The organism is Nannocystis bainbridge (assembly GCF_028368995.1).
In the GTDB taxonomy this organism is placed as follows: Bacteria; Myxococcota_A; Polyangia; order Nannocystales; family Nannocystaceae; genus Nannocystis; species Nannocystis bainbridge.
In genome coordinates this window covers 997,709-1,009,312 of the sequence record NZ_JAQNDL010000003.1, presented here as the reverse complement: position 1 = coordinate 1,009,312, position 11,604 = coordinate 997,709, and the positions used below count along the sequence as shown (strand labels likewise).

General features: G+C 70.0%; 7 protein-coding genes. 2 read left to right on the top strand and 5 right to left on the bottom strand.

Translation table 11 applies throughout. From position 1 onward, the window contains the following. Nucleotides 1-34: 34 nt before the first annotated feature. Complete coding sequence (locus tag POL25_RS29340; RefSeq protein ID WP_272089549.1) at nucleotides 35-3,373, bottom strand: FHA domain-containing protein; 3,339 nt, start codon at nucleotides 3,371-3,373, stop codon at nucleotides 35-37. A gap of 123 nt (nucleotides 3,374-3,496) precedes the next feature. On the opposite strand from POL25_RS29340, the gene POL25_RS29335 reads away from it, so the two are divergent. Then, on the top strand, nucleotides 3,497-6,097 hold the full coding sequence (locus POL25_RS29335; RefSeq protein ID WP_272089548.1) for a type ISP restriction/modification enzyme: 2,601 nt from the start codon (nucleotides 3,497-3,499) through the stop codon (nucleotides 6,095-6,097). Nucleotide 6,098: 1 nt separating this feature from the next. Here the strand turns inward: POL25_RS29335 and POL25_RS29330 are convergent, their stop codons facing one another. Further along, nucleotides 6,099-6,479 (bottom strand): hypothetical protein, encoded by a 381-nt coding sequence (locus POL25_RS29330; RefSeq protein WP_272089547.1) that lies wholly within the window; start codon nucleotides 6,477-6,479, stop codon nucleotides 6,099-6,101. A 469-nt stretch (nucleotides 6,480-6,948) separates the two neighbouring features. On the opposite strand from POL25_RS29330, the gene POL25_RS44570 reads away from it, so the two are divergent. Further along, entirely contained in the window at nucleotides 6,949-8,355 is a 1,407-nt protein-coding gene (locus tag POL25_RS44570) for a GGDEF domain-containing protein (RefSeq protein ID WP_272089546.1), read from the top strand. Nucleotides 8,356-8,364: 9 nt separating this feature from the next. On the opposite strand, the gene POL25_RS29320 is transcribed toward POL25_RS44570, so the two are convergent. The 3 genes from POL25_RS29320 to POL25_RS29310 all read right to left on the bottom strand — a co-directional run bounded on the left by POL25_RS29320 (nucleotide 8,365) and on the right by POL25_RS29310 (nucleotide 11,286). Next, nucleotides 8,365-8,493, bottom strand: coding sequence for a hypothetical protein (locus tag POL25_RS29320; protein WP_272089545.1), 129 nt, complete (start codon nucleotides 8,491-8,493; stop codon nucleotides 8,365-8,367). Nucleotides 8,494-8,651: 158 nt separating this feature from the next. After that, nucleotides 8,652-9,905 (bottom strand): DUF4215 domain-containing protein, encoded by a 1,254-nt coding sequence (locus tag POL25_RS29315; RefSeq protein ID WP_272089544.1) that lies wholly within the window; start codon nucleotides 9,903-9,905, stop codon nucleotides 8,652-8,654. A 115-nt stretch (nucleotides 9,906-10,020) separates the two neighbouring features. Continuing rightward, nucleotides 10,021-11,286, bottom strand: coding sequence for a DUF4215 domain-containing protein (locus POL25_RS29310; protein WP_272089543.1), 1,266 nt, complete (start codon nucleotides 11,284-11,286; stop codon nucleotides 10,021-10,023). Nucleotides 11,287-11,604: the final 318 nt, after the last annotated feature.

Here is an 11,604-nt window from a genome sequence, read left to right as displayed (position 1 = left end):
GGACATAGCGTGTCGCGTGGAGCGCCGCCCGGGCCTACTTGCCCTCGCACAGCGGCTCGACCGGCTCGCCCGGGTAGAGCGTGCTCCACTCGTCGTCGCTGAAGTCGCGGCCGACGGTGCGGCAGGCCAGCGCGATCAGCAGGTCCTGCTTGAGCGGCCAGACGCGCAGGGCCCCGTCGGCGCCGCCGCTGACGAGGAGGCGACCGCTGCCGTCGACGCGCATGGCGCTGACGGGACCGGTGTGGCCGCTGAGGGGGATCGATCGCACCTCGCCGCCGCGGCTGAGGTCGTCGACGAGCCACAGCCGCAAGGTCTTGTCGGCGCTGGCGGACACCAGGAGCTCGCTGCCTGGCTCGAAGAACAGGCCGGTGATGGCCGTCTCGTGACCCTTCAGCGGCTTGCTCCGCTCGGTCATGTTCTTGAGGTCGGTCATGTTGATGACGCCGTCGTCGCTGCCGGTGGCGAGCCACCGCTTGTCGGGGCTGAACGCCGCCGCGCGCACGCGCGAGTCGTGGGCGACGGCCGAGCGCTCGGACAGCTCGGCGGTCTTGCCCTTGTCGACGGTGCGGAGGATCGCGCGCGCGTCGTCGCTGGTCGAGACCAGCAGGTCGCCGCCGCCGCTGAAGGTCAGCGACAGCACCGACTTCTCGTGCTGCACGACCTGCTGCTCGCCGCCGTTGCCGGTCATCGGCCACAGCGTGACCCGGTTGTCGGCCGCGGCGACCGCGAAGTAGGGGCTGCTGGGCGCCAGCGCCAGCGCGGTGACGGAGCGGCCGAGCGCGACCTTGCGGGCCGGGCTGTCCTCGGGGCCGTCGCTCTTCATCGGCCAGGTGTTGATGGCGCCGGAGAAGTCGGCGCTGACCAGCCAGCGGTTGTCCGGGCTGAAGGCGACGTGGCTGATGAGGTCGTCGTGCTGGGCGCGCTCGATCGGCTTGGGCTCGCGCTCGTTGGCGCCGAGGTTGTAGATGAGCAGCTGACGCTCGACGCCGACGGCCGCCCACAAACCATCAGGGCTGACGGCCAGAGCCTGCGGGGCCTGCTCGAAGGTGCGTTCGAGGATCCGCCGCGGGGCGCCACGAGCGTCGAGCCGCCAGGCGCGGAAGGCCTTGTCCTGGCCGAGCGAGGCCATGCGGCCGCCGTCGCTGCTGAGGCCCAAACCGGTGATCGGGCCGCGGTGATCGCTGAGGACCGCGAGCGCGCCGCCAGCCTCGGCGTTCTGCAGCGGCCACAGACGCAAGGTGCCGTCGGCCGAGGCGGACAGCAGCGAGTTGCCGTCGTAGCTCGGCAGCACCGACTCGATGGTGTCGACGTGCTCGTCGAACACGACCACCGGCTGGGCCGAGGTGTGACGCTGGGCGGCATCCCACACGTAGATCTTGTGGTCCTGAGCGGCGACGGCGATCCGGCGCCCGGTCGGGTCGGCGGCCAGGGCCTTGGGCTCGGACTGCAGCCCGCGCAGGCCGACGCGCAGCGGCTCGCTGCCCTCGCGCATCATCTGATCGAGCTCGGTGACGATGAGCTGCTTGTCTGTCCCGAGGGACAGGACGGCCCGCGCGCCGGGGAGGAACGAGAGGTCGACGACGGCGCCGGTGTGGCTGGCGAGCGCGTCCTGCTGGGCGCGCGCGAGGGTGCGGACCCGCCAGCGCACGACCTGGCCGATGCTGTCGCCGACCACGACCTCGTCGCCCTCGCCGTTGACCGCGAACGCGGTGGCGTCGCCGCCGATGGCGAGGTTGAGCTGCTTGCCCTTCTTGCGCCCGTCCTGCAGGTCGGTGGCGACCGCCTGCTTGCCGCCGAACGAGTAGAGGCGGCTGCCGCCGTCGCGGAACACCAGCTGCTCGATGGCGCCGCTGTGCTGCCGCAGCTCGCCGAGCTTGGCGCCGGCGTCGGTGCCTCGCATGTCCCACACGGTGACGTTGCCGCGGCGGTCACCGGTGGCGAAGAACCGGCCGTCCTCGCTGAAGGCGATCGCAGTGACAGGGTCGCGGTGACTCTCGAGCTGCCGGGTCAGCTTGGGCGCGGTGCGCTGCGCGAGGTCCCACAGGTCGACGACGCCCTTGGCTGTCCCGACGGCCAGCCAGCGACCCTCGGGGCCGAGCGCGGCGACCTTGCCGGCGCCGCTGCTCGAGGGCAAGGTCTTCGGCTGCGAGGCGCCGGTGCGGTCGTAAAGGACGACGGCGCCGGTGTCGTCGACGGTGACGACGTCACGCTCGTCGCGGCCGACGTTTGCGTCGCGGATCGGCGCGTTGCCGCGACCGATGACGCGGCTGCGCTGGCGCGAGAGGGCGATCCGCAGCGCCCGCTCGGCGTCGGACTGACGCGCGCACGGGCCGTCGGCGGCGCTGACGGCCCGCGTGCCGGCGAGGATCGCCAGCTCGAGGTCGGTCTGCTCGGCTGCCTTTTGGGCCAGGAGGTTGGCCCGCTGCACGGCCGGGTTGTCGGGCGTGCACTGGCCCGCACCAGCCTCGCGACCGGCGGCGGCGTCCTTGAGCTCGAGGTCGTCGTGGAGCACGTGGGCCGCCACGTTGCCGCCGACCAGCGCGATCGTCAGCGCCCCGGCGCGCAGGCCGACGTCGCGGATCCGGTGGCGACGATCGCCGCGGCTGGCGTAGATGAACTCGCGGTGCAGCTCGGACGGGCGCGGCCGCAGCTTGCGGTCGCTGGCCGCCCAGGTGAGGCCGCGCTTGAGCAGCGGGCCGTGGAGGAGCAGCCCCTCGGGCTTGCCGAGGTCGCGCCAGCGCCGGGCCAGCGGATCGATCTGGCTGCGGCACGCCTCGTTCTCGTCGTTGACCGGGCCGGTGGGCTTGCCCTCGGGCTCGGGCGCGGCCGCGGGCTCGGGCTCGGGCTGGCGCAGGTTGACGCGGATGCTGGTGTCCTGCGCGACAGCCTCGGGATCGGGCGCCGGCCGCGAGGCCTTGGCGACGGGCTTGGCGACGGGCTTGGCGGGCTCGGGAGCGGGCCTGGCCTTCGGGGCAGGTTCGGGCGCGGCCGCCTTGGCCTTGGCCGGGCGCTGGACGGTCTGGTCGTCGTCGGCGCCGCGCGGCTGGACCCGCGCGGTGCCGCGGCCACCGGCTGCACCTGTCTCTCCGACCAGGTAGATCTTGACCTTGCCGACCTCGACCTCGTCGCCGGGCTTGAGCGGGGTCTTGGCGGCGATCCGCTTGCCGTTGACCTTGGTGCCGTTGCGCGAGCCGAGGTCCTCGACGAAGTGCTGGCCGCGCTCGTGGCTCAAGCGGGCGTGCTGGCGCGAGGCGCCGTCCTCGAAGTTGAGCTGGAGATCGTGCTCGGCCTCGCGGCCGACGACGACCACGTCCTTGGCGAAGCGGAGCTCTTTGCGCGGCTGTCCCTCGCGTTCGACGGCGATATGAAGCATGAGCCGCCAGGAGGATATCACCGCGGGCCGGCGCTCCCGCGGGGACAAATGCACGCACTCGCCGCGCCGCCGTCCGCGCGGGCCGACGACCGCGCGCGATGTTGCTCTGCTATGTTTCCGCGCGTGCGGAGGCAGGCCCCGAAGAGCTCGCGCGAGGTAGCGGCGCGACTGGCCGCGAGCTGCCGAACCCTGCGCGACGCGCTGCTCGCGGCCGTGACAGCGCCCGGCTCGCGCCTGCGCACGCTCGCGGACGCGTGGTCGCCAGCGACCCGCGGGGGCGAAGCGGAGTTCGCCGAGGCGCTGGCGCAGACGATCACGTACGGGCTGTGGAGCGATCGGCTCGCGCACCCGGAGGCGCGGGCGGAGGTGGCGGGGGCGTGCACGCGCCTGGGGGAGACGCCGGGTCCGCTGCTGCGGGCGATGCGAGCGGCGGCGGAGCATCGCGGGGAGATCGGCGCAGCGCTGGACGAGCTCGAGGCGACGGTGGCGGCGATCGAGGATGCGTCGCTGGCGGGGCTGCGCGAGGGCGAGGGGACTTACTTTTACGAGGAGTTCCTGGCGGCGTACGACGCGCGGCTGCGGCGCGAGGCGGGGGCCTACTACACGCCGGCGGAGGTGGTGCACGCACAGATCGTGGCAGTGCGCGAGCTGCTGCAGCGCGAGCTGGCGGCGCCGCTCGGGTTCGCGGCGCCGAACGTGACAGTGATCGATCCGGCGTGCGGCACCGGGGTGTATCCGCTGGCGATCGTCGACGACGCGCTGCGAACAGCGCGAGCTGGCGGCGGCGATGTCGAAGCGTGCATGACCCGCCTCGGCGAGAGCCTCGTGGCCCACGAGGTGCTCGCGGGGCCGCACGCGGCGGCGCATGCTCGCGTGACGCGGGCGCTGCGTGACGCGGGCGGGCGCGTGCAGGCTTCGCGGGTGATGTTGCGCGACACGCTGGCGCGCCCGCAGCTCGAGGCGACGGACGCGGGGCAGATCCGGGTGTGCATCGGCAATCCGCCGTACGACCGGCGCGAATTGACGGAGGACGATCGCGGCGGGTGGATCCGCCACGGCGATCCCGGGCGCGGCGAGCGGGCGCTGCTCGGTGATTTCTTGCCGGAGGGGGCTCTCGGCAGACACGCGAAGAATCTGTATAATGCGTATGTCTATTTCTGGCGCTGGGCGCTTTGGTGGAGCTGCGAGCAGGATGGGCCGGGGATCGTCTGTCTGATCACACCGTCGAGCTACCTGCGCGGGCCAGGCTTCGCGGCGATGCGCCGCCATCTGCGCGAGGTGCTCGACGCGCTGTGGATCCTCGACCTCGGCGGCGACGCTCTCGGCCCGCGTCGCTCCGCGAATGTTTTTAAAGGGGTGCGCACGCCGGTCTGTATCGCGGTGGGGTTGCGGAGGGCGGAGATTCAGCGATCACGGGCGGCGGTGCTGTGGTATGCGCGGCTCGCCGATTCGCAGCAGCGTGAAGAGAAGTTGCTCGCGCTCGGGGCGCTGCAATCGTGGCACTCACTCGAATGGGCGCGCGCCGCCGATGCATGGGAGGCGCCGCTGGTGCCGGGGGCCTCCGGGGACCATGGTGATTGGCCGCGATTGATCGATCTGTTCCCGTGGCAGCACGCGGGGGCGCAGTGGAAGCGGACGTGGCCGATCGCGGTGACGCCGGAGGTGCTGGAGCGGCGCTGGCGGGGGTTGCTGCGGGCGGAGGATCGCGCGGCGGCGTTCCGCGAGTCGGAGGCGTGGACGATCGCGCGGCCGGGGGCCGACCTCCTGGATGGCTCGCCGTTGCCGCCGCTGGCGTCGCTGCCGGTCGACGCGCCGATGCCACGGGTCGCGCGGATCTCCTGGCGCTCGCTCGATCGCCGCTGGTGCCTCGCCGACGCGCGCCTCGGCGATCGCCTGCGGCCGGCGCTGTGGCGCGCGCACGGGCCGTCTCAGCTGTACCTGACGACGCTGCTGTCGAGCGGGTTGTCGCGCGGGCCGGCGGTGATGGGCTGCGCGGAGGTGCCGGACCTTCATCACTTCCGCGGGTCGTTCGGCGACAAGGGGGTGATCCCGCTGTGGCGCGATGCGATGGCGCGGCAGGCCAACGTGACGCGTGGTTTGCTGGATGTTCTTGGGGACATGTTCTCGCGGACAGTGGCGGCGGAGGAGCTGTTCGCGTACGTCTACGGCTGCCTGGGGCACCCCGGGTATGTGGATGCGCTGGCGGAGGAGGTGGCGGAGCCGGGGCCGCGGGTGCCGCTCACGCGGGACGAGCGGCTGTTCTCCCGCTGCGCGGCGGTCGGGGCGGAGCTGCTGGGGCTCCACACGTTTCGCGCAGTGCCCACGGCAGGGGCAGCGCGGTGCGTGGCGCCGGTGCGCGAGGTGCCGGCGAAGAGCTCGTGGACGGCCGGGGTGCTGAGCGTCGGCAGCGGTCGATTCGCGCCGGTGGCCGCGGAGATCTGGGGCTACGAGGTGTCGGGATTGAAGGTGGTGTCGTCGTGGCTGGCGGGGCGCATGCTGGAGCCGCGCGGCCGCACGTCGTCACCGCTCGACGCCGTGCGGCCCATCGTTTGGTCGGAGGCGATGACGCAGGAGCTGCTCGAGCTGCTGTGGGTGCTCGAGCGCTCGTGGGAGCTGCATCGGGTGCAGGCGGAGATCTTCGCGCAGATCGTCGCGGGCGAGAAGGTGCCGGCGAGCGAGCTGCCGACGCCGACGGCGAGCGAGCGAAGCGAACCGCGGGGGTAGGTCAGTCGTCGTCTGCGTCGTCGTCGCCGCTGCGGAGCGCACGCGTGGTGCTCTCGATGTCTTTGCGCGTCGCGGCGTCGAGCTGCAGCGCCCTGGCGAGCCTGTCGAGGAAGCGCTTGGTCAGCCGACGCATGGTGTTCGCCGCCTCGTCATCCCACAGACTGTTCTCGACGATCCACAGCGTGATCCAATAGGGGCAGGCGTAGAGGGCCTCCTGCGCCCTGGGGGGCCACGCATCGGCGCGAACCTCGTCGAGCAGGGCGCTGAGCGGATCGACGGACTCGTCGAACAACTCCTCCAGCAGGCCCGGCAACTCGCCCAGGCTCATGGAAAGCGACTCGCCGGCATCGTCCGCGAGGTCTCCGAGCGCCTCCCGATCCATCGGCTCGTCCTCGCCGTTCTCGATCGCCTTGGCGCGCGCCGTGAGCGCGAGGATTCGCTTCTGGAAATGGCGCCGCCGCTCTGCGGGCAGGGTCTCGAGGGCAGGGACGTAGTATTTGTTCGCTACGACTTTCATGAGATCGCCGCTTCATGGCTCGGGGGGAGCGCCGAAGCTAACACCGGCCATGCTCGGCGAACAGCCGCTCGTGTTCTCGTGGACATGGCCCTCGACACGGGCCGGCTCCCCCGCCGACGCGCGCTCGCCACGGCACGCCGCCGCGAGGTCGAGAGGCTCGGGCCAGAGTGTGATCTGGGCCTCGACGGGCCCGCTCGCTCGTGCAACTGACCATCGTCCAAGATAGCGTTTTCGCGGCGAACGCCGCTCCGCCTCGCGCCGCACATGCGTGCGCGAGGCTGCATAGCCTCCGCGCGAACGCGCCCGCGGAAGCAGGTGTGCTATGCCTTTATCCGTGACACAGGCGCGGTCCCGCATCTCGGAATACCAGAGCTCCGAAGACGAGCGCTCCTTCATTCGCAAGGCCTACGACAAGTCTCTGGGCGACGCCGATCGGCTCGCCTATGCGAAGCTCGTCGAGGATCGCGACCCCGCGCGCGCCGAATGGCTGCGCCTCGAGGTCGCCCTCCATTCGCAGCCGGCGGCCGACCCCGCCGTGATCGCGCGATTCATCGAGCTGGGGCGCGAGATCGGGTTCGATTACGCCAACCTGCTGCTGCGCGACGTGATCATGAATTGTGGCAGCGACAGCGCCAAGCGGGAGCGCCCGCGGGTCCGCTTCACGTTCGCCTGCACCAAGCGCTGGGAGACGCTCGCGCCGACCGACGCCGAGTCGGTCCGCTTCTGCCAGCAATGCAAGGAGCAGGTCTATTACTGCGACACCGTGGCCGCCGCGGAGTCTCGCGCGCTCGCGGGGCAGTGCATAGCGATCCCGAAGCAGCTGTCGGACGGCGGCGTCGAGAGCCACGCGATGGGCAGGCCCGACCCCGTCGCCGATTGGGCCGGTCGCCTCTTCTCGGGCCGCCGCCGCGCGCAGGCGAGCGATTGCTACCTCGTCATCGTCGGCTCGGGGGATGCCGCGACAGCCGGCCGACTGCATCGGCTGGAAGCAGCCTCGGCGCCGATCACGGTCGGACGCAGCGAGCAAAGCGCCATCGTGCTCGGAGGAGGCTCCGCCTCTCGCAACCATGCGCGATTCGAGAGACGTACCGATGGCTGGTGGGTGGTCGACAACGGCAGCACCAACGGTACATACGTCAACGCCCAGCAGAGACAGGAGGCGCCGCTCCACGACGGTGATCGCATCCGGATCGGCGACACCGCGCTGACAGTGGTCGACGCACCGCCGAACGTCGAGCCGGCCGACCCCCTGACGCAGCTCGATGGCTTGACCAGGCTGCACAACCGCCGTTACCTCATCGACCATCTCGAACACGAGCTGCAGACCGCCAAGATCTCCGGCCAGCCGCTCTCGCTGGTGCTGTTGGACGTCGCTCGCTTCAAGAGCATCAACGACACGTATGGACATCTCGCGGGTGATCGACTGCTACGAGAGATCGCCCTGCGCTTGCGGCCGTACGGGCGCCCGGGCGCTGTCCTGGCGCGCCACGCCGGCGACCAGTTCGCACTGCTCCTGCCAGGCACGGACCCCGCAGGGGCTACCGCGCTGGCGGAGCAGATCTGCGAGGAGGTCGCCGGCGACATCACCACCGACGACGGGCATACGCTGTCGCTGACTCTCCTCGTCGGGATCGCGCAGGCGAACGAGGCCAACTGCACGGTCGATCGCCTGATCGCGGCCGCGGCCGAGCACCTGTTCGCCGCCAAGCTCGAAAGTCGTCGCCCGCGCCCGTCCGTTTGAGAGGGACCGTCAGGGCGTGCCGATGACGAGGTCGATCGCGGTCTCGCCGGGATCGGTGGCGGCGGTGTCGCTGGTGCCGCCCTTGCCGGGGCTGCAGGCGAGGCCGAGGAGGGCGGCGAGGAGCACGGTGTGTCGCATGGGTGGGCTCCTATCTTGCTTTGCGCTTTGCGTTTCGCGCGCGCGCGCGGAAGGATTCGGGTTTGCACGCAATAGAGGTGGCGCGGCGTATTGCAGTCGAGCGTGGAGCTATCGGTGGTCGAGATGTGACTGCTGGCGGCCGCGCGCAGAGGAGACCTTCACGGAGCAGGAGCGCTCTGAAAACAATAAAGGTGGAAGGAGTTGGAGCAGCCCGTGGGATTGTCGACAGCGGCGTCCGTCCATGTGGCATCGCTCGCCGATACGTCACCGAACCGACCCTTTGTGCTGAACATTGAAGATGTCCAATTGCTGCAATGATCGGCGCCGACGCTGGTGCCTGCCGATAGCGTGTTTGTCCACGCCAGGAGCGGTTCCTCCACTGGATTGCTGTTCTCGTCGAATGTGATCGGGAGTGCGAGCGGTGGGGCGACCAGGGCGCTCCACCCATGGGCGAGGATGGTCTCATTCGTGAACTTGTAGTACCCCGTGTAGTCGGTCTCCAGCCGTCCCGCAGATGTGGGCGAACTGGTGCCGTCGCTGATCCATGCCTTCCAGGTCAGATTCTTCGGCAACGGTGATTCGGCGGCGGCTTGGGTGCACTTCGCATCGGCGCCGGCGAGACCCCCAATAGCACCTTTGAAAGTAGCAGCGGTTACAAAGACCAATCGAGGAGCAATGCAGTCGTTCGTGCAGGCATCGTTGTCGACCATGTCGGCATCGTCGCATTCCTCTGGTCCGTCGCGCATGCCGTCGCCGCAGCGCTCGCCGAGGCCGTTGCACTCGCCGTTGCACTGTCCGTACATGCCGTTCGATGCTCCGTCATCGCACATCTCCTTGCCTGTCCACAGGATGCCGTCGCCACAAACGGCCGACATACATTGGATGCAGGCATCGCCATCGTCCTCGTTGCCGTCGTCACATTGCTCGCCCGGACCCGGAATGCCGTCCCCGCACTTGGGTGTTTTGGTGCAGTTGGCCTCGCAGCCGTCGCCGCTCATCGTGTTGCCGTCGTCGCATTGCTCGCCAGGGTCGAGCTTACCGTCGCCGCACTTCACTGTGACAGCCAGTCGACAATTGCTCTCGCAGCCATCCCCGTCGACATTGTTGCCGTCGTCGCAGTCCTCGCCGTCGTCGAGGGTGCCGTTGCCGCAGTTCTCGCCGGGGGTGGTGGTGCAGTCGGCCTCGCAGCCGTCGCCGTCGGCGGCGTTGCCGTCGTCGCACTGCTCGCCGGGCTCGAGGACGTTGTTGCCGCAGGCGGGCTTGTCGTCGGTGGTCGTCGCGGTCGTGGTGACTGGGGAGCTCGCCGTGCTCACGTCCGTTTCGGAGCTCGAATTGTCGGGGGTGCCCGTCGGATTGTAGAAGCACCCATATGCGCTGAAGAAGGCGAAAAGGAGGGCGGTACGGTACAGCATGAGGTTCCTTGGGCCGCTTCTGCGCGGTCCTCTTCACCGAGAACCGAGCCACAGCAGGCAGATCTGTGGGCCGTACCTGGCCCTTATGGCGACGCGCTCGGATGCGCTGCTGCGATCAGATAATGTCCTCGATGCAATACAGGTGATGGGAAGTGTCGCATGTGGCCGATGCAAGCATCTCCGGATCGGTCCAATCGCTGTTAGTGGCTGTCGAGAGACCCACGCGACCCTTGTCCACGGCCATCGAAGAGTTCCAGTTCTTACAATGGATATTCAACATGGGCAGCTCGCCAAGGATGTCCGTATTGGTCCAGACCGTTGCGGGAGCGGGGACCGCCGCTCCGGTCTCCGTGGCATCGATCGCGTGCTGAAGGGTGCCGGAGGTCAACCCCGCCCATCCCCTCGCGACGAGCGTGGGGGGGGTGGTCGGCAGGACATACCAGCCCGTGAAGCCGGTATCGAGGCGCTGGATAGCCTGGCTCGCGCCGGCGCTCAGCCAGGCGACCCATTGTGTGTTGTCGGAGATCGGCAGATCCGCCCCGATGGCCGCGGTCGTGCACGAGGTGTCGGCGACAATGACGTTGCCAAATTTTCCGGTGTATGTCGCCGCCGTCGTGAAGATGTAGCGATAGGGGACGTTCTTGCATTCATTGCAGAGATCATCTCCGTCCGGGGTGCCGTCGTCGCACTCCTCGGCGCCGGCCTGGACGAAGCCATCGCCGCAGGTCGCGGTCTTGCAAGCGATGCAGGCGTCCGTATCGACTTCGTTTTGATCGTCGCACTCTTCCCCTGCGTCGCCGTTGACGGTGCCGTCGCCACACTCGGCGACGGTGCAGTCAGCGTCGCAAGTAGCGCTGGGTCCGCCGTCGTCGCAGGCTTCGGTGCCGGCGAGGATGAGTCCGTCGCCGCAGACGGCGGTCTTGCAGGTGTTGGTGCAGGCGTCGGAGTTGTCGTCGTTGCCGTCGTCGCACTGCTCGCCGGGGTCCATCTTGCCGTCGCCGCAGGAGGCGGGGATGACGGTCTCGGTGCAGTTGTTCTCGCAGCCATCCCCGCCCACGGTGTTGCCGTCGTCGCAGTCCTCGCCGTCGTCGAGCTCGCCGTTGCCGCAGTTCTCGCCGGGGGTGGTGGTGCAGTCGGCCTCGCAGCCGTCGCCGTCGGCGGCGTTGCCGTCGTCGCACTGCTCGCCGGGCTCGAGGACGTTGTTGCCGCAGGCGGGCTTGTCGTCGGTGGTCGAGACGGTGGTGGTGACCGTGGTCTCGGTCGCCGTCTCGGTGGTGGTCTCGGTGGCGATGCCGCCGGTGTCGGTCTCGACCTGGGTGAGATCTTTCAGGCAGCCGGCAGAGAGAACGGCGAGGACGACGAGCGAGGAGCGGGCGTGCATGGCGGTGCGCTTGTGGACATGGTCGACGGTGAGGCCGCGGAGCGCAAGGGCGGGCCGCGAGGCGCCGGCAGATCTCACGCCGAACGACGATCTCGAGGACAGGAATTTCGCGGTCCGCGGGGCGCTCCAGGCCGGTCGGGCCCGCTGCGTTCGCGGCGAGGCACGCAGGGCGCGAGGTCGCAGCCGCCCGAGCCGGAGGTCGGGGCGAGAGCGAGGCTTGAAGGTGTGCAGGACGTGGAGCCGAGGCAGGGGCAGGAGCAAGGCGGTGCACGGGCGCAGCGCTCGATGGGCAGGTCGAGGCCTATCGCGCAGGTTCGC

What these genes read in the sequence shown, in the direction of transcription:
- POL25_RS29310 (WP_272089543.1), bottom strand. Translation starts at nt 11,286, where the DNA reads ATGCACGCCCGCTCCTCGCTCGTCGTCCTCGCCGTTCTCTCTGCCGGC.
- POL25_RS29315 (WP_272089544.1), bottom strand. Translation starts at nt 9,905, where the DNA reads ATGCTGTACCGTACCGCCCTCCTTTTCGCCTTCTTCAGCGCATATGGG.
- POL25_RS29340 (WP_272089549.1), bottom strand. Translation starts at nt 3,373, where the DNA reads ATGCTTCATATCGCCGTCGAACGCGAGGGACAGCCGCGCAAAGAGCTC.
- POL25_RS29320 (WP_272089545.1), bottom strand. Translation starts at nt 8,493, where the DNA reads ATGCGACACACCGTGCTCCTCGCCGCCCTCCTCGGCCTCGCCTGCAGC.
- POL25_RS29330 (WP_272089547.1), bottom strand. Translation starts at nt 6,479, where the DNA reads ATGGATCGGGAGGCGCTCGGAGACCTCGCGGACGATGCCGGCGAGTCG.